The sequence below is a fragment of the Variovorax sp. PBS-H4 genome, from assembly GCF_901827205.1.
In the GTDB taxonomy this organism is placed as follows: Bacteria; Pseudomonadota; Gammaproteobacteria; order Burkholderiales; family Burkholderiaceae_C; genus Variovorax.
Genome location: NZ_LR594675.1, coordinates 288,017 through 307,455, shown reverse-complemented (window position 1 = coordinate 307,455; position 19,439 = coordinate 288,017). Strand labels below are relative to the sequence as shown.

Genomic DNA, 19,439 nt, shown 5'->3' with positions numbered 1-19,439 from the left:
CTGCCAGAGGGCGCCTGGGCATCACGCACGGGCACAGAGGGTCGGCGAGCTTCGATTCGATCTGTGCGCCGAGCGAATCTGACAAATAGTCACGCAAAAGCCTCTTCGGCGTGACATCCAACCAGAATCCGGCGGCTTCGGGGCTGCCGCATCGCCTGCTCGACCATTTCGCGCGGCTTCCCTGGTGCATTCGCCGGCACTTCCGGTCCCAGGGAAAACATGAACAAGAAGCTCTTTCGCGTTGTCTTCAACGCGGCGCGGCGCGCGCGCATGGTGGTGCAAGAAACGGCGCGCAGCGCAGGCAAGGCCAACGGCATCACCCCCGCCCAAGTCGGTACTGCGCTGGCAAGCCTGCTGGTTGCCACGGCGGCACAGGCTCAGATCGTCGGCGCACCCACCGTGGCGCCGGGCCTGCGGCCCACCGTGCTGGTCGCTCCCAACGGCGTGCCCCTGGTCAACATCCAGACGCCCTCGGCTGCCGGCGTCTCGCGCAACCTTTACAACCGCTTCGACGTCCAGCCGCGCGGCGTCATCCTCAACAACAGCCGCACCGATGCGCAGACCCAACTCGGCGGCTGGGTCCAGGGCAACCCCTTCCTCGCCACTGGACCGGCGCGCATCATCCTCAACGAGATCGTCAGCGGCAACCCCACGCAGCTGCGCGGGGCCCTCGAGGTGGCCGGCCAGCGCGCCGAGGTCATCGTGGCCAACCCGGCGGGCATCGCCGTGGACGGCGGCACCTTCATCAATGCCGGCCGAGCGACCCTGACCACCGGCACCCCGCAGCTCAATGCGCTCGGCGGCCTGGACGGCTACGTCGTGCGCGGCGGCACCGTCAGCATCGACGGGGCTGGATGGGATGCGAGGAGCACCGACTACGCGGCTGTCCTGGCGCGCGCCATCCAGGTCAATGCGGCGCTCTGGGCCAACGAGCTGAAGGTGGTGGCCGGGGCCAATGAAGTCTCGGCCGATCAGGGGCAGGTGAGCCCGGTCGTCGGCGCGGGCAAGGCACCCGCCTTCGCACTGGACGTCGCGCAGCTCGGCGGCATGTACGCCGGCAAGATTTTTCTGATGGGCACCGAGGCGGGTGTCGGTGCGCGCAATGCGGGAACGATCATGGCAGCGGACGGCTCGGGTCCGCTCTCGGGGCCGGGCGAGTTCGTCATCACCGCGGCGGGGAGGTTGGAGAACATCGGGACGATCCAGGCCGCGAGGCGCGCCGGCATCACTGCGGAGAGCCTGGCCAACAGCGGGCGCATCGCCAGCGGCGGGGAGCTCAGGATTGCGACGGCGGGGAAGCTCGGCAACGCGGGCGGCACGATCGAGGCGCAGAGCCTGCAGCTTGCGAGCGGTGGGGACATCGACAACCGTGGCGGCATGATGCGCCAGACCAGCGGGGTGGGCCTGGCGATCCAGGCGCCGGTGTTGAGCAACACCGGCGGGGGCGTGATCGGGGCCGAGCCGGTGCCCGACGTGTCCGCGCCGCCGGGCGCTGGCACGGGCAGCGGTGGCACCGGGGCTGGTCCCGGAAGCGATACCGGTGCCGGCACAGGCACGGGTACGGTCACTGACCGCAGCAGCAGCGCGACGCCATCGCCAGGCTCTGTGCCCGCGCCCGGTCACCTCACCGCCGTCGGCAACGTCCTCAACGGCGGTGGCCGCATCTACGCAGGCGGTGCCATCCGGCTCGACACGCCGCAAGTCAACAACAACGGCGGCGCGATCACCACGGCGAGCCTGGCCGCCAGGGGACCGAGCTTCAGCAATGCCGGAGGTACGCTCGACGTTGCGGGCGACTTCAGCGCCAGCGTCGGTCGCTTCGACAACACCGGCGGCACGGTGCGCGCAGGCAGCCTGCAGATCGCGAGCACGGGCGACCTGGTCAACAGGGACGGCCAGCTGCAGAGCAACGAGGGCGTGGCCGTTGACGCGCAGGCGCTCGACAACAACCACGGCAGCATCCAGTCGTCCACCGCCGACAGCCGCATCACAGTCGCAAGGCAACTGCTCAATGCCGATGGCGCCATCGGCGCCGCCAAGGATCTCGCCATCCAGGCGGAGCGTCTGAACAACAGCGGCGTGGTGCGCGCCGGCAACGATGCGACGCTCAATGTCAGCGCTGCGCTGGCCAACGACGGCAGCATCACCGCCGCTCGCCGCATCACCATCACGGCTGGCAGCCTGCAAGGCGGCAGCACGAGCGTGCTGGGCGCCGGCATCCAGGCCGACGGCAAGCGGGGCACGGCGGGCGACCTGCGCGTGAGCACCACCGGCGCGCTGGGTGCCAACGGCACGAACCTCGCTGCTGGCGATGCCGTTCTGCAGGGCGCGAGCATCGACCTGTCCTCCAGCACCACCAGCGCGGCCAACGTTGCGCTCATCGCCGCGCACGGCAACGTCATCAGCAGCGGCGCGGCGATCACCACGCCGGGAACGCTGAACGTCACGGCCCACAACCAAGCCAGCCAGACGCTCACCAATCAAGGCGGCAAGCTCAATGCAGGCCAGCTGACCCTGAGCGTCTCGAACCTCGCCAACACCCGAGGCGGCGAGATCGTGCAGACCGGCAAGGGCGCAACGACCATCGCCACCTCGGGCGCCCTCGACAACACCAACAGCCGCATTGCCACCAATGGTCAGGACCTGATGCTCGACGCCACCGCCGGCATCACCAACACCGGCGGCACGATCGAGCATGCGGGCAGCGGAACGCTCACCATCGCCGGCAACAGCTACAGCGGCGCCAATGGCGAGATCGTCAGCAACGGTGCATTGGCCGTGAACGTCGCGGGCCACTTCAGCCAGGACGGCGGCAGCACGTCCGCCCGACAGATCAGCATCGATGCCGGCACGCTGAACAACGAGGGCGGCAAGCTCGTGCAGGGCGGCTCGGCGGACATGCGCCTCACGGTGGTGGGCGCCTTGAACAACAACGTAGGCGTCATCGCCGGCAACGGCCACACCGCCATTGCCGCAAGTAGCTTGTCGAACCAGGGCGGCGCGATCCGCGCGGCCGAGACGTCCCGCCTCGGCCTCGCCATCGCCGGCACGCTGGACAACAGCCACCAGGGCGAGATCGGCGCTGGCGGCACCGCCTCGGTGAGTGCCGGCAGCTTGAACAATGACGCGGGTTACATCACCGCCGTGGGCGACCTCGGCGTCGTGGTGACGGGCGCCGCCAGCAACCATTCGGGCACCCTCGCGGCCAACGGCAACACCACCGTGAATGCCGCCAGCCTGAACAACAACGGCGGCACGGTCGCTGCCGTCAACGGCGCGTTGGAACTGACCACCACCGGCCTCACCACCAACGTCGGTGGCCGCCTGCAAGCGGGCAGCGCCATCACCCTGCGCAACACAGGCTTCGACAACAGCAGCGGCAAGGTCTTCGGCGACAGCTTGAGCATCGGCACCGGCGGCCAGGCCCTCGGCAACGTGCAGGGCACCCTCGCCGCCATCGCCACTGTCAACCTTCAATCGGGCGCCTTGAACAACAACGCCGGCCTGATCCAGTCCGGCGCAGCGATGGTCATCAACACGCACGGCCAGGCGCTCACCAACACCGACGCTGCCGGCTACGCCAACGGCCAAGGCGGCATCGCCAGCGGCGGCACACTCACGCTGTACAGCGGCACCCTCGACAACACGGCCGGCTTCATCGGTGCCAAGGCCGCGCTGGTCGCCAGGACCGGCACGGTCATCAATGCGGCCGGCGGCCTCATCCTCGGCCAGGACAAGGTCAGCATCGACACCCAAGGCGCCGGCTACGACAACCGCGGCGGCCAAACTCAGGCAACGGGTGACCTGCGCATCGACGCCGGCGCCATCGACAACACCGGCGCACTGATCCGCTCGCAGGGCACCATCACCTTCAACGCCGGCAGCGTCACCAACGCCGCCACCCTGGGCCCCGGCCAGGGCATCGAAGGCAGGAATGTCAGCATCGCCACCGGCGCGCTGATCAACAAGACAGGTGCCATCCGCGCCGATGCCGACGCCACCCTCACCAGCAGCGGCGGCATCGACAACACTGCCGGACTGGTCTCCGCGGGCAACACCCTGCGCATCGTGGATCCGAACGCCGCCAACCCCGCGGCCAAGACCCTGGGCCTGGTCAACACCCGCGGCAAGCTGGTCGCCAACAAGGACCTGCGCATCGACGCCGCCACCTTCAGCGCCGACGGCGTGGTGGCGTCGGGCCAGGACCTGGGCATTGCGCTCACCCAGGACATCGTGAACAGCGCTGAGCTCGCCGCGAACGGCAACCTCAGCTACACCACCACGGGCGACTTCATCAACCGCGGCAAGCTGCTGGCGGGCCAGACCCTCACCGTTGCCGGCAACAACGTCGATAACACCGCCGGTGCCGAGATGTCCGGCGTCGACACCATCGTCAGCGCTGCGGGAACCCTCACCAACCGAGGCCTGATCGACAGCCAGGGCAAGACGCAAATCAGCGCCAGCAGCGTCGACAACATCGGCACCGGCCGCATCTACGGCGATGCGATCTCCATCGGCGCGGGCACGCTCATCAACGACGCCGAGACCATCAACGGCGTCAACCACTCAGCCAGCATCGCCGCGCGCAGCGCGCTCGACATCGGCGCGGGCACCGTCGACAACCGCGATCGCTCATTGATCTTCAGCGCCGGTGACCTGTTCATCGGCGGCGCCCTGGACATGAACCGCTACGCCACGGGCCAGGGTGCAACGCTCGACAACCTCAGCGCCGACATCGAATCCCTCGGCAACATGGCCCTCTCGATGGCGCAGGTCAACAACCACGACATCCACCTCCAGATCGGCCAGCAGGCCACCCACGCGACCACCTCCCGCCTCGCCACCATGGACGGCAAGTTCTGGGACCGCGGCGACACCTGGGGCGACGACGCCAGCCGCTACGTGTTCCACCGCAACCCCGACGGCACCGTCGCCGTCGTCGGCCAGGGCTGGGGCATCTGGGACGAGAGCATCGACACCACCCGCGACCTTGCCACGCACACCGACCCGGCGCGGCTGGTGGCCGGCGGCAACCTCGAAGTGAACGGCTTCCTGCACAACCGCGACAGCCACGTGCTCGCCGGCGGCACCCTCGGCGCTGCAGGCGTGAACAACGAGGCGACCACCGGCACCCAGAGCACCACCGTCACCACGCTGGTCACCGGCTACATGGCCAACAAGCCGGGCACCGGGCCCAACAACTTCAATGTGCTGGGGCCGGTCACCTCGAACAGCACTATCGACATCGGAGCCTTGCGCTACGAGGCCAACACCAATGCCACCAGCCGCAAGGCGCCGGAGCTGACGGGCAGCAGCGCCAATGTCGATGCCCCTGCCGATGCTGCCGGTGGGGTGAGCGGCCCTGCGCGTGCGGGCGCCATCGTCGAGGTATCGGCCAATGTGGGCGCGGTCGTCAAGACTTCGGGCAGCGGTCCCGGCGCAACGGCATCCACCCCAACGGGCAGCGATCCCATCGCCTCGGGAAGGCCGGGCAACCCCGGAGCCGGAGCGACCATGCCGGTCGTCGTGCGCACCAGCGCGCCCAACGCTTCGGTCCCCATCGCCAGCCTCTTCAATACGCGCCCCGACCCGGGCAACCGCTACCTGGTGGAGACCGATGCCCGCTTCGCCAATTACCGCAGCTGGCTCGGCAGCGACTCTCTGCTGGACCGGCTGGGCCTGAACCCCGACCTCGTGCAAAAGCGCCTGGGCGATGGCTTCTACGAGCAGCGCCTGATCCGCGAGCAGATCGCCCAGCTCACCGGCTCCCGCTACCTGGACGGCTTCGACAGCGACGAAGAACAATATGCCGCACTGATGAGCGCGGGCGCCACGTTTGCCCAGCAATACGGCCTGCGCCCCGGCATCGCCCTCACGCCCGCGCAGATGGCGCAGCTCACCAGCGACATCGTCTGGCTGGTGGAGCAGACGGCCACCCTGCCCGACGGCAGCACCCAGCGCGTGCTGGTGCCACAGGTGTACGTGCGCGTGCGGCCCGGGGACATCGATGGCTCCGGGGCCTTGCTCAGTGCGGACGCCCTCAGGATCAAGAGCGCGGGCGACGTGACGAACACCGGCACCATCGCCGGGCGGACCTTGGTCGCCATCAACGCCGAGACCCTCGACAACCTGGGCGGGCGCATCAGCGGCGGCAGTGTTGCCTTGGACGCCAGAGCGGATCTGAACGACATCGGCGGGACCATCGACGCGCGAGACAGCCTCTCCATCCGGGCAGGGCGCGACATCAACATCCGCACCACGACCACGACGAACCAGGCCGGGCTCAACAGCACCACCCGCATCGACCGCGTGGCGGGCCTTTATGTGACCAACCCCGGCGGCACGCTGGTGGCCAGTGCGGGGCGTGACGTGAACCTGGTCGGGGCCATCGTTTCCAACCAAGGGCCAGGTGGCACCACCTCGATCAATGCGAAGAACGATATCCACCTCCAAACGGTGCGCGAAGCTTCGACCCTGGTGGGCAGGGGCATCGGCAACAACAGCGCGATGGTCGCGTCCTCCTCGCGCGAGCTCGGGACCACCATCGCCACCGATGGGGCCACGTTCCTCACCGCCGGCCGCGACATCAACGCACGCCAGGCCACGGTGGAGGCCGGCACGGCCCTGCTCAGCGTTAATGCGGGGCGCGACATCCACATCGAATCGGGCCAGCAGCAAGACGCCGGCAGCTTCTCGATGCAATGGAGCGACAAGGGCCTGGTGAGCCGCACGGCCACCACCGCGAGCGGCCAGCACGACAGCAGCACCCGCGTCGGCAGCCGCTTCTCGGGCGGGCTCGTGGCCCTGGGTGCGGGCAACGACATCGGCATCGAAGGCTCGCAGCTCAGCGGCACGCAGGGCGTGATGGTCGATGCCGGGCGCATGCTCGACATCGTCGAAGGGCGCAACACCCGCAATGCCCGCGTCGACTTCGACCGCAAGCGCTCCAGCCCGATCCACGACCCGGTGTTCATGCAGAACAGGGCCTCGGGCACCGGCATCGACGTCGGAAGCGACACCGCTGCTGCGAGCACCATCACCAGCAGCCAGGGCGGCGTCCTGCTGCGCGGCGGGGCGGTGAACCTGCAGGGCGTGCAAGTCTCCGCTGCCAGGGATATCGCGATCGAAGGCGGCAGCGTGAACATCGCCGGGGCCATCGAGCGCAGCGAAGTGCATGGCGAGCAGCGCCAGCGCGGCGGCGACTTCGGCCCTCTGGGGCTGCACGACCTGGGCCACGGCCTGGGCGCCAAGAGCGGCGACACCCTGGATGCAGAGACCACCCGCCTTGCGCGCACGACCCTCAGCGGCGTCAACGTCAGCCTTACCGCCACGGGGCCCGATGGCAAAGGCGGTGACCTGCACATCGCCGGCACCACCATCGACACCCCCGGCACGCTGAGCCTGAACGCCGGCACGCTGTCCCTGGACACCCAGAGCACCGTCGCCACGCTGGAGACCGGCAGCCAGCGCAAGGACTTCTCGTGGCAGCAGCAGCGATCGCGCGGCACGAGCGATGAGAGCACGCACTACAACCGGTTCAATGCAGGCACCCTGGCGGTCAACGCCAACCGGGTGCAGGCCGGGCTGGGGGCGCGGGACAGCCTCGAGCAGCTGGCCAGGCAGCCGGGCATGGGCTGGGTCGGCCAGCTCGGTAACGATCCTGCGCTCAGCGGCAAGGTCGACTGGATGCGGCTCGAGGAAGCGCACCGCCACTGGGACTATCAGCAGCAGGGCCTCACGCCCGAGGGCGCGGCGATCGTGACGCTGGTGGTGTCGTACTTCACGGCCGGGACGGCGTCGGGGCTGGGTGCCAGCGCTGGCGCAGCCGTGGGTGGGACCGCCGGCACGGTCGTCGGGGGTGCGGTCACAGCCGGGGTGACAGCGCTGGCGAGCCAGGCGAGCGTGGCGCTGATCAACCACCGGGGCGACATTGGCGCAGCGCTGAACGACCTGGGGTCGAGTGCCAGCGTCAAGAGCCTGCTGACGGCGATCGTCACGGGCGGGGTGCTGGCGGGGCTGGATCTCGATCCCACGGGCTTGCCTACACCAGGAGGTGGTGCGCAGCCCTTCATCGCACAGCTGCGGCAAAACCTCACCGCCGGCGCCGCCAGAGCCGTGATCGGTGCGGCCATCAACGGCGGCAGCATCGAGGACAACCTGCGAGAAGGCATCAAGTCAGCGCTGCTGGACACGGTGGCGGCACAAGGCGCCCACGCGATCGGCGACCTCACGCTCGCCGGCGCGCTGGATGACTTCACCAACAAGGCCGCGCATGCGATCGCGGGGTGCATGGTGGGTGCGGCCAGAGCCGACAGCGCGAGTGGCTGCGCGGCAGGTGCGCTGGGTGCGGCGATCGGCGAACTGGCGGCTGAAGGCTACGGCCGAAGAGACGACACGGTGCAGTTCGCTGCCCTCATGAGCGGGCTGGCCGTGGCCGTCACCGGCGGGGATGCCAGCCAGATCAATCTCGCCAGCCAGGCGGGGAGCAATGCGGCGGCGAACAATTACCTCGCGCACAACCCTGCAAACACTCGCCAGAGCGAGCTGCGTGCCTTTTCAGAGCAGTTGGCCCGCTGCCAGGCGACGCCCGGGTGCGACGTTGAGGGTGTCTACAAACACTGGAGCGACGTCAGTGCATCCAGCCAGGCTGTAGCCAAGAACGCGCTGGCCGAATGGGCGGCTACAGGTGATGCCAAGAGCCTTGGTGAGTTTCTGGCGGGGGCCGTTGGCGCGCTAGGAGCAAACCCAGCGGACCTCTGTTCGAGCGGCGATACGAGGTGCTACCAGTTCATCCAGTCGCAGAACACCCAGGCCTTCTCGGTTTACCGAGATGCAACGGTATTCCTGGGCTCCCTGGAATACGTCAATGGGATGCCGCGTGGCTCGAGTGTCAACTTAAAGAATTGGAAGGCGCCGGAGGGCTACGAACCCTTCAGTTTGTTCGGGCTGCCACCCCGTTCGCGCGGCATCGTCGATACCGCGACGGGTGAGATCAAAGTCGTGAACGGCGCCGGACAGATCGTCGACGTCCCCTCCGGCTCACCGCCCACATGGACAAGCGCGGCGGACAATGGAACCATCAAGATCGTCTGGGGGAAAGGCATTGAGGCTCAGGGTATGCCTTGGGAAGATTACTTGGCTACCTCGATGCCCAGCAGCTCCAGACTTCCGCCGAACTTCAAGGCGTTTGATTTTTTCGATCGTACGACGGGCATCGCGACAAGTGCGAAAACCCTGGATACGCTCACAGCGGCGAAGATTAACAACCCATCCAGTGTCTACTACTCGATCAAAGAAAATGTTGATGCGGCTGCAAATTTTATCGAAGGATCTTTGAGTGGTGCCGTTGTCAATTCAAGAGACATAAGTGTGCGGGAACTAAGAATCGCGGTTCCAGCTGGCACAACCTCGGCTCAGTGGGAGCAGATCCACAGCGCGGTGCTCTATGGGGCATCTATTGGCGTGAAAGTGACCGTTACAGCGGTGCGTTAACGAATGAATTAAAATGACTGAACCAATACATCAAAAATGGGCTTCTGCCTATTTCAATGGGGATTATTACTTCGTCGTGACTAACTCGGGGTACAGAGGTTGTGCTCGCGATCCAAGTGGACACGAAGTTCATTTGGTAGGCAGTGCTACGGATGAACAGCTTGGTGAAGGCGTACTCAAAGCCCTCTCTGGGAGTCGTTTTCTCAAAATGGAAGAAATCGATGAGTTCTTCAGCTTAAAAGAAATCATGTCAAATTATGAGAATTGGGTGGCATCGCTCTTGAAGCGATATAAATACAAGACAAGGCGAGCATTATTCAAAAACATGATGCTTTGCAATATTACTGTGGTAGCTGAGACTATGGAGATTGGGCCTACGCGGCACGAAAAATTGGAGGCGTGGGGACAGGAGAGAGATGATGAGATTGAGCAAGTTCTTCTCTCGGCCGACAGTTCTGCCCAGGAAATAGGAAAAGCTTTGCGAACAGCCTTCGACCGATGTGAGTAGCCATCACGTGCGATGTGAGCGCAGGCTGAGCTGAGGGCAAAACCTCACCGCCGGCGCCGCCAGAGCCGTGATCGGTGCGGCCATCAACGGCGGCAGCATCGAGGACAACCTGCGAGAAGGCATCAAGTCAGCGCTGCTGGACACGGTGGCGGCACAAGGCGCCCACGCGATCGGCGACCTCACGCTCGCTGGCGCTTTGGATGACTTCACCAACAAGGCCGCGCATGCGATCGCGGGGTGCATGGTGGGTGCGGCCAGAGCCGACAGCGCGAGTGGCTGCGGGGCAGGCGCGTTGGGTGCTGCCATCGGCGAACTGGCGGCTGAAGGCTACGGCCGAAGAGACGACACGGTGCAGTTCGCTGCCCTCATGAGCGGGCTGGCTGTGGCCATCACCGGCGGGGATGCCAGCCAGATCAATCTCGCCAGCCAGGCGGGGAGCAATGCGGCGGCGAACAATTTTTTGGCTCACGAGGAAAACCAAGCCAGAAAGAAGGCCATCGTTGCTTGCGATCGCGGAGATCAGCTCGCCTGTGCAGAGCGCGATGCGTGGAATGCCAAGGACAAGGCGCGCGACGAGAAGCTGCGTGCGGCGTGCTACGCCGATGGTGCGAGCAAGCTCTGCAGCGACTGGATCGGCTTTGCGAAGGCCGCAGAGGCCACGTACCGAAGCACCCCCGACAACGCTGCGCTGCGCGACGAGATTCGCTTCGGCCTGTACTCGGACGCGGCCGAGCGCACCGAGATCCAGCGCCTGATCAACAGCACGCCTCACGCCTCACCGATGGGCCCTGCGGGCGAAGCGGTCTTCAGATCGCTGGCCAGCCTCGCCCTGGATCTCACGCCGGTCGTTGGCGACATCAAGGGCTTTGTCGAGGCTGAAACGCCCTTCGACTACACCTTGGCCTTGGTCGGGGCGCTGGGGCCCGCCGGCGATGCGGCCAAGGCGCTGATCAAGGAGGCCAAGGCGCTGCTGGACGTGGGCGATGCCGCAGGGGCAGCATCCAAGCTGACGCAAGCGCAAGGCTCCATCCGGGCCAGTGTCGGCACCAAGGGCGCGTGGGACACGGCCTTGAACGGTCAGCTCAAGCCCAGCGCCGTCTACGAACTGAGCAATGGCCACAAGTACATCACGGACGCGTCCGGCCGGGTGGAGAAGGTCGAGGGCACGTTGTCGTTGAACGCGATGGATCGCAATGGCTACCAGCAGTGCGCGACGGGGAAATGCGGTGCGGCCAAGGATGAAGGTGGGCACCTGATTGCCGCCAGTTTGGGAGGCGCGGGTGACAAAATCAACATCGTGCCGCAGGCTTCCACGCTCAATAGAGGCGACTGGCGAGCGATGGAGAACGAGTTCAGGAACGCACTCAAGGAAGGGAAGACTGTGACGGTGAAGATTGAGGTGGGGTATCCGACAAGCGGGGTCAGACCGAGCTCGTTTTTTGTGACGGCCCACATTGATGGCATCGTTAAACGTTTTCCTTTCACGCAGTAGAGACCACCATGATTGAATCAGTCGAAGATGCATACAAAACGATCGCGCGAGTCCTTGTCAACAAGGCTTCTCCCGGTTGGTCATTTCTACGTGCTGTTTGTCCTATTCTTAGCAAAGGGTGTGGTGGCGTTGAAACGATTCAAGCAGGCATTAGCGGCAAAGTTGACATTCCGATCGGGAGCGAGATTTTTGTGTTGCAGGATGCCTGTATTTTTCTCCGCGAGGATCTTCTTAAGTCCACGGGCCAGCGCATTTGGGGCTTGACGTTTACGCTGTATCCCGACAGCAAGTTCAACATCGAGTACGACTACAACAAGCCCTTGGAGTACGAGGAAACGGACGAGACTGTAGATCTCTCTCATGCACTGGAGGATTTGCAGAATCAAGGTGTGCGCGTTTCAAAGAAGTAAGCCATACGCAACGGTTCAACTGGGTCAAAGCCTAAGCTGCGGGGATCTCGAGAGCTGGGCATCACCGGCGGGGATGCCAGCCAGATCAACCTCGCCAGGCAGGCGGGAGCAATGCGGCGGCGAACAACTACATCAGTCACTCGCCCTTCGCGAATGTGCGCGGCATCGTCGCAAGGGAAACGCCTGTCTGACTGCGCAGTGCGGTGCCGACTGCACGCAGGCGGACTCCCCGTAACACATGGGCGGTAAATCTCGATCACTACGTCGACTGCTTCTGGCTGATCGGAATTGCGCTTTCGTTGAACATCCCCGAGGAGGAATGGCAACGCCTACTCATCCTCGTAGACAACGAGGGCGAAGACTTGCTACTGGATCGCATCATTGCCACCCGCACGCCAACTCGCAAGATCGGCGCATCGCTATGTGATCCAAAGCCCTACGCGCGCCTGTTAAAGGCGATCGACGCGCCCCAAGCCAAACAGGCCGGCTTTTTGAATCGGTTCATCGAGCATTGGTACAAGGAAATCGGCAATGCAGCAAAGTCCGGTCGACAAGGCCAAGCGATTCCCTGCAGGACCCCATACTGGCACCACTACCACCGCCTTGAAGGGGGCTATTTCGGCTACTGGTGTCTGGAGGCCGTAGCCGCCGTCAGGGCGTTCAGTCTGGACGACAGTCTGTGCGTGGGTCACCCCCACTACCCGGGCGATCTTCTTCGTCCCGAGCAGGTCACTGCCCCCGACATGTCGCGCCTGCTGCCCGAGCTCGCGGCAACGATCGGCGCGCCCGCCTTCTCAATCCCCGGCATTAAAAATCCCGCGCCCGCAGCACGACCGGCTCCAGCGGAAGTTGCTGGTATCGGTAGGTCGCTGCCACATGGATGGCGAGATGATTGGCCTCGTAGGCGTCGAGCGCGCGACTGGCGCCGTCCTCGCCGAAGGCGTAAGCGCCGAAGTGGGAGGCCAAGGCGTCGTAGGTGATCAGTGCCGACACGTCGCGCCCTCGCATCGGGAGAGAGAACGCGACGCCCTCTCCGACCGACTCGGCGCGCCGGGCCCGAGGCGACGGCGGGAACGGCGCGGGCTCATTCGCTGTCGGCGATGCGGCGGCGACCAATGCCCCGGCGACCGTGGCGCGCGCATCGGGACCCGGGGCCGGACGAGCTTGCGCGAGCTCCGCGGCCGGATCGTCCATGCGGCAGAACAGGAGCTCGACGTCGGCGAGCTGCAACCGGTCGCCGTCGATCACGGAAATGGAATCAATGCGCTCCCCGTTGACGAAGGTTCCGTTGGTGCTGCGCGCATCCTTGATCGCCGCAGACCCGCTGCGACAGCTCAGGAGCGCGTGGATCCGGCTGACCTTTGGACTGGAAAGAACGACTTCGTTGCCGCTCCACCGCCCGATCCGGACCTCCCCTTCGGGCATCCGGATGCTTCGGATGAAGCGAGCACCTTGCATGACAAGCAGAGTCGGCAACTTCTCTCCCGTGAACTATCGGCAGATCGAGCTTTCGCTCTCCGATCGGTCGAAGAGAAATAGTACTTTTCTCTGAATTCAGTAGCAACGGCTGTTACATGCCGCTGCGAATCGCGGTGTCCGCCTTCAGTGCCCCCGCCGCGATTTGAAGACCAGCTGCCGTGCGCCTAGGAAGTTGAGCGCCAAGCCCGCGCAGCTGCCCAGCGCCACGCCGAGCGCCGGCACCCACACCCCGCTGAAGGCATGCAGCACGAGTACGTAGACGCTGTAGTTCAGCACTGCGCCGCCGACCATGGTCAGCAGGTAGCCAAGGTACTCGCGCGCCAGCGAAGCTTCCGAGGGGCGCGCGCCGAAGGCGTAGCGCCGGTTGAGGGCCCAGGTGGCGGTCGCTGCCGCGACGAAGGACAGCACCCGCGCCATGTACCAGCCCAGCAGTGGTGCCGCAAGGTAGAGCACACAAACGTCGACGCCGAAACCAATCGCGCCGGCGACCGCGAACAGCAGGAACTCGCGGCCCGCCTTCATCGTCAGGAACGCTCCATGGACCCGCGATGCCGCACGCCCGGAATGGCGAGGTAGCGCAGGCGCTTGGCCTCCTGGCGACCCATGGTCACGGCATGCAGCACGATGCCGCAGACGAAGGCCAGCATGGCAGTCAGCATGGTGCCGGTCAGCAGCACCGCAGTGGGCAGGCGCGGCACCAGGCCGGTTGCGAGGTAGGTCAGTGCCAGCGGCACGGCCGCCACGATCGAGCCCAGCGCAAGCACGGTCGCGATGCTCGAGAAGAACAGCAGCGGCCTTTCGCTCACGAACAGCTTGCAGATGGTCTTGAGGATGCGCCAGCCGTCCCGGTAGGTGGACAGCTTGCTGTGCGAGCCCTCGAGCCGCGAGCGGTAGCGCACGGGCAGCTCGGCGAAGGGCATGCGCAGCTCCAGCGCGTGCACCGTGAGCTCGGTCTCGATCTCGAAGCCTTCGGAGACCGCGGGAAAGGACTTGGCATAGCGCCGCGAGAACACGCGAAGGCCGGAGAGCATGTCGGTCAGCCGGCCGCCGAAAAGCGCCGCCACCGCGCCGGTGAGCAGCCGGTTGCCGAAACGATGGCCGGTGCGGTAGATCTGGGCGTCCTCGCCGTCATCGACGCGCGAGCCGACCACCATGTCGAGGTTGCCTTGCACCAGCGTGTCGACCAGGCGGCGCAGCTCGCCCAGGTCATAGGTGGCGTCGCCGTCGGCCATGACATAGATGTCGGCTTCCACGTCCGCGAACATGCGCCGGGCAACATTGCCCTTGCCGCGCAGGGCCACATGCGTGACCTGGGCGCCGGCGGCCCGCGCCGCGTCCGCGGTGCCGTCGGTGGAAGCGTTGTCGAACACGTGGATCTCGATGTGAGGCAGCACGGCGCGGAACTCGTCCACCACCTGCGCAATGGCGAGCGCCTCGTTGTAGCAAGGGATCACCGCGGCGATGCGCAGCGCAGGCCAGGCAGTGTCGTAGGCAGGTGCTTCGGTCATGGTGCAGGGGGCAGGATACGGTACGCCCTGGCGCCGTCCTGCTCGTACATCAGGGTGAAGTGGCGATTGAAATCTTCATGGGCGGTCAAGGTGCGTGCCACCGCATCGGGCATCACGATGGCTTCGAAGCCCAGCCCGGCGAACCTGCGCGCGGCCTCGGCCGCCGGCAGCAGCGGGAAGTCCGCATAGCGCCAGGGGCCGAGCGTGTCGCCCCAGATGGGGTTGGGCCCATAGTAGATGGCTTCGCTCAGCGCGATCTGGTAGACGCGGCCGGAGACCTGCTCGCGCACGTGGTTCATCACGGCATAGCCGGGCACGTTGGCACGCAGGAAGGCTTCCCGGGCCGCGGGCGTCGGTGACACCTTGTCCAGCTCGCGCGCGGTGTGCCGGAACGACACGACCGCCAGCACCGCGACAAACAGGCCGGCCGCGAGGCCACCCGCACGCGTCTTCCAGCCGGCACCGCCGGTCACGGGCACCAGCCGGCGCAGCCCCTCGGCGACCCATCCCAGCATCACCTGCCACCCCAGCACCGCGACCAATGCGAGCAGCGGGAAGGAGGCCGTCATGTAGCGCGGATAGCGCGAGGTAAGCGCCCACACGAGCAGCGAGTAGGCGCAGAACACGATCGCCGCGTGCACCGCGGGCGAGCGCCGCCAGGCCAGGCTGAAGGGCGCGAGCACCACCGGCCAGATCAGGAAGTTCGGCAGCGCCGCGTGGGCACGCACGTCGTCGACCTGGTTCTTGTAGTCGGCCAGGTTCCAGTTGCTGAAGCCGAACAGCTTGGCGCCGATCGGGTTGAACGGATCGCCGGTCATCACCGCGTTGCGGGCGTACCAGTAGACGCAGGGCAGCAGGAAGCACACGAGGCCGACCGCCCATACGGCCGGCCGCCGTTCGCGCCGCACCACGAACCACGCGGCGAGCGGCAGGAAGGTCAGCGCCTGGTACTTGGACCCGGCCGCGAGGCCCAGGAAGAAGGCCGCCACGGCCAGCCAGCGCGCGCCCAGCGCCGGCTGCGCCGCGTGGGATTCGTTCCACCACCAGAGCGCGATCCAGGCGGACAGCACGAACAGCGCGACGCCCATGTCGATCAGCGCGTTCGAGTAGTCGCCGATGCCGAGCCAGATGCCCGCAGCGGCGCAGGCGAGCACCCGGTTGAGGTGCTGCACGCCGAGGCGGTAGACCATCCACACCGACAGCCAGCCCGCCAGCCCGTTCATGAAGTGCGGCAGCGCGTCGTCGCCGACCATCAGTGCGCCGGCATAGAGCAGGTTGTAGTTGTACGGGAACCAGGGGTAGCGCAGCCACTCGTGGATGCCCAGCGTGCCGCTCTGCGCCACCTGGCGCGCGTAGGGCAGGTGGTACATCAGCTCGTCGAAAGCCGCAGGCGGCGCAAGCGGCGCGACGAGCGTGGGCAGTGCGACCAGCGCCATCGCAGCCAGGGCCGCCTTCTCGATCCAGGTCAGGGCCGGGCCAGGTTCGCGCGCACGCGCCTGCCGCAGCCATGCGGGGAACTGCACGCAGGCCGCGGCGAAGCCAACCGCGACCGGCAACAGCACGCCCGGGGCGTGGAGCCAGCCTGCGATGCCCAGCGCCTGGAACACGCACACGAAGATCCCGAGCCCGAGCGCGGTGGCCATGGCCATCTCGAGCCAGAAGTCACGGTGCAGCGGCGCACCCAGGCGCACGAACACCGCCCGTCCCAAACCCCAGCAGGCCGCGACGAAGATCGCCAGCGCCGCGTAGTGCGCGGCCGCGAACATCAGCTTGTCGACCAGCATCAAAGATTGGGTGCCAGCAGCCGCTCCAGCACCGCTTCGCTCTCGCGGCGGCGCGCGGCCTGGTCCTGCAACTGGTCACGCCCGATCTTGCCGACGTTGAAGTAGGTCGCCTCCGGATGGCTCAGGTAGAAGCCGCTGACGCTGGCGGCGGGCATCATGGCCAGGCTTTCCGTCACCGTCATGCCGATGTCCTGGCACTGCAGCAGCTCGAACATCGGGCCCTTCACGCTGTGATCCGGGCAGGCCGGATAACCGGGCGCCGGACGGATGCCGCGGTACTTCTCGGCAATCATGGCCTCGTTGCTCAGCGCCTCGTCGGGCGCATAGCCCCAGAGGTCGGTGCGCACGCGGTGGTGCAGCGCCTCGGCAAAGGCTTCGGCCAGCCGATCGGCCAGGGCCTTGAGCATGATGGCCGAGTAGTCGTCGAGATCGTCGAGGAAGAACTTCTCCTTCTTCTCCACGCCGATGCCGGCGGTCACGGCGAACATGCCAACGTAGTCGGCCAGGCCGCTGTCGCGCGGCGCGACGAAATCGGCCAGGCATCGGCTGGGCCGCAGCACGCCTTCGATCGCCTGCTTTTCGGCCTGCTGGCGCAGGCCGTACCAGGTGAGCGCGGGCTGCGTGCGCGTCTCGTCGGTGTAGAGCGCGATGTCGTCGTCGTTCACCGTGTTGGCGGGCCAGAAGCCGATCACGCCATTGGCGGTGAGCCAGCGGCCTTCGATCAGGCGCTTGAGCATGCGCTGGCCGTCGCCGAAAACGCGTACCGCCTCGCTGCCCACCACCTCGTCCTTGAGGATCGCGGGAAAGGGCCCGGCCAGGTCCCAGGTCTGGAAGAACGGGCCCCAGTCGATGTACTTCGCGAGTTCGCCGAGGTCGAAGTTGCGGAAGATGCGCCGCCCGGTGAACTTGGGCACGGGCGGGACGTAGCCGGTCCAGTCGATCGGTGTCTTGTTCGCGCGCGCCTTCGCGAGCGGCCACAGCGGGACCTGTTTCTTGTTGGCATGCAGGTGCCGCACCTTGTCGTAATCGGCGTTGAGCTCGTCGATGTACGCGGTGGCCTGCTCCGACAGCAGCGACTGCGCCACGCTCACGCTGCGCGAGGCGTCGGGCACGTAGACCACCGGCCCCTCGTAGTGCGGTGCGATCTTCACCGCCGTGTGCACGCGGCTGGTGGTGGCGCCGCCGATGAGCAATGGGATCTTGCGGATGCGGAAATGCTCGTCCTTCTGCATCTCGCCGGCGACGTACTGCATCTCTTCCAGGCTCGGCGTGATCAGGCCCGACAGGCCCACGATGTCAGCGCCCTCGACCTTGGCACGCGCCAGGATCTCGTGGCAGGGGACCATCACGCCCATGTTCACCACCTCGAAGTTGTTGCACTGGAGCACGACGGTGACTATGTTCTTGCCGATGTCGTGCACGTCGCCCTTGACGGTGGCGATGACGATCTTGCCCTTGCTGCGCACGTCGCGGCCGGCGGCTTCGTCCTGGCGCTTCTCCTCTTCAATGTAGGGAATGAGGTGGGCCACGGCCTGCTTCATCACGCGGGCCGACTTCACCACTTGCGGCAGGAACATCTTGCCGGCGCCGAACAGGTCGCCGACGACGTTCATGCCGTCCATCAGCGGGCCCTCGATCACGTGCAGCGGACGGCCGCCCTTGGCGAGGATGGCACGGTAGGCCTCCTCGGTGTCCTCGACGATGAAGTCGGTGATGCCGTGCACCAGCGCATGCGACAGGCGCTGCCCCACCACGACGGGCTGCTCCGGCGTGCCGCGCCATTCGAGCTTCTTGCTGTCGTCCTTGGCGCCGCTCTTGGCGCTTTCGGCCACTTCGACCAGACGCTCCCCCGCGTCGGGCCGGCGATTGAGCACCACGTCCTCGACGCGCTCGCGCAAGGACGGCTCGAGGTCGTCGTAGACGCCCACCATGCCGGCGTTGACGATGCCCATGTCCATGCCCGCCTGGATCGCGTGGTAGAGGAACACCGTGTGGATCGCCTCGCGCACCGGATCGTTGCCGCGGAAGCTGAAGCTCACGTTCGACACGCCGCCCGAGACCTTGGCGCCCGGCAGGTTCTTCTTGATCCAGCGCGTTGCCTCGATGAAGTCGACCGCGTAGTTGTTGTGCTCCTCGATGCCGGTGGCGATCGCGAAGATGTTGGGGTCGAAGATGATGTCCTCGGGCGGGAAGCCCACTTCGTCGACCAGGATGCGGTAGGCCCGCTCGCAGATCTCGATCTTGCGCTGGTAAGTGTCGGCCTGGCCCTTCTCGTCGAAGGCCATCACCACCGCCGCCGCGCCGTAGCGGCGCAGCAGCGTCGCCTGGTGCATGAAGGCCTCGACGCCTTCTTTCATGCTGATCGAGTTGACGATGCCCTTGCCCTGGATGCAGCGCAGGCCCGCCTCGATCACCTCCCACTTGGAGCTGTCGACCATGATCGGCACGCGCGCGATGTCGGGCTCGCTGGCGATCAGGTTCAGGAAACGCACCATCGCCGCCTTGCTGTCGAGCATGGCCTCGTCCATGTTGATGTCGATCACCTGCGCGCCGTTCTCGACCTGCTGGCGCGCCACCGCCAGCGCTTCCTCGAACTGGCCGTTGAGGATCATGCGGGCGAAGGCCTTGGAACCGGTGACGTTGGTGCGCTCGCCGATGTTGACGAACAGCGTGCCCGCGCCGATCTGCACCGGCTCCAGGCCGGACAGCTTCATCGGGGGGACTTGGGCGGGAGAAGAGGAATCTGAAGACATGGGCTCACCTGGG

Annotated in this window: 9 protein-coding genes and 2 pseudogenes; 6 read left to right on the top strand and 5 right to left on the bottom strand. The window is 66.2% G+C overall.

Going from position 1 to position 19,439, the window contains the following annotated elements:
• Positions 1-219 precede the first annotated feature (219 nt).
• From E5CHR_RS01425 to E5CHR_RS31605, 6 genes and pseudogenes are all read left to right on the top strand, one after another.
• The gene (locus tag E5CHR_RS01425; protein WP_162578043.1) at positions 220-9,492 is read left to right on the top strand and encodes a two-partner secretion domain-containing protein; all 9,273 of its coding nucleotides are present in this window, start codon (positions 220-222) and stop codon (positions 9,490-9,492) included.
• A 13-nt stretch (positions 9,493-9,505) separates the two neighbouring features.
• Entirely contained in the window at positions 9,506-10,000 is a 495-nt protein-coding gene (locus tag E5CHR_RS01420; protein ID WP_162578042.1) for a contact-dependent growth inhibition system immunity protein, read from the top strand.
• A 67-nt stretch (positions 10,001-10,067) separates the two neighbouring features.
• A pseudogene (locus E5CHR_RS32100) lies at positions 10,068-10,241 on the top strand (DUF637 domain-containing protein); the annotation flags it as partial.
• A gap of 51 nt (positions 10,242-10,292) precedes the next feature.
• Positions 10,293-11,492: a DNA/RNA non-specific endonuclease gene (locus E5CHR_RS01415; protein WP_232061917.1), complete on the top strand. Its 1,200-nt coding sequence runs from the start codon at positions 10,293-10,295 to the stop codon at positions 11,490-11,492.
• A gap of 8 nt (positions 11,493-11,500) precedes the next feature.
• A complete protein-coding gene (locus E5CHR_RS01410; RefSeq protein WP_162578040.1) occupies positions 11,501-11,902 on the top strand; it encodes a hypothetical protein in 402 nt (133 codons plus the stop codon).
• A 203-nt stretch (positions 11,903-12,105) separates the two neighbouring features.
• A pseudogene (locus E5CHR_RS31605) lies at positions 12,106-12,603 on the top strand (PoNe immunity protein domain-containing protein); the annotation flags it as partial.
• 106 nt (positions 12,604-12,709) lie between these two features.
• Here E5CHR_RS31605 and E5CHR_RS31600 read toward each other — a convergent pair.
• From E5CHR_RS31600 to metH, 5 genes are all read right to left on the bottom strand, one after another.
• On the bottom strand, positions 12,710-13,360 hold the full coding sequence (locus E5CHR_RS31600; RefSeq protein ID WP_269474075.1) for an FHA domain-containing protein: 651 nt from the start codon (positions 13,358-13,360) through the stop codon (positions 12,710-12,712).
• A 144-nt stretch (positions 13,361-13,504) separates the two neighbouring features.
• Complete coding sequence (locus E5CHR_RS01400) at positions 13,505-13,903, bottom strand: GtrA family protein (protein WP_162578038.1); 399 nt, start codon at positions 13,901-13,903, stop codon at positions 13,505-13,507.
• 2 nt (positions 13,904-13,905) lie between these two features.
• Positions 13,906-14,889, bottom strand: a complete 984-nt coding sequence (locus tag E5CHR_RS01395; protein WP_162578037.1) for a glycosyltransferase family 2 protein — start codon at positions 14,887-14,889, stop codon at positions 13,906-13,908.
• Positions 14,886-16,673 (bottom strand): ArnT family glycosyltransferase, encoded by a 1,788-nt coding sequence (locus tag E5CHR_RS01390; RefSeq protein ID WP_232061916.1) that lies wholly within the window; start codon positions 16,671-16,673, stop codon positions 14,886-14,888. Before E5CHR_RS01390 ends, E5CHR_RS01395 begins: the two co-directional genes overlap by 4 nt.
• Positions 16,673-19,387, bottom strand: a complete 2,715-nt coding sequence (metH, locus tag E5CHR_RS01385; RefSeq protein WP_443083109.1) for a methionine synthase — start codon at positions 19,385-19,387, stop codon at positions 16,673-16,675. The genes E5CHR_RS01390 and metH overlap by 1 nt, the downstream gene beginning before the upstream one ends.
• Positions 19,388-19,439 lie beyond the last annotated feature (52 nt).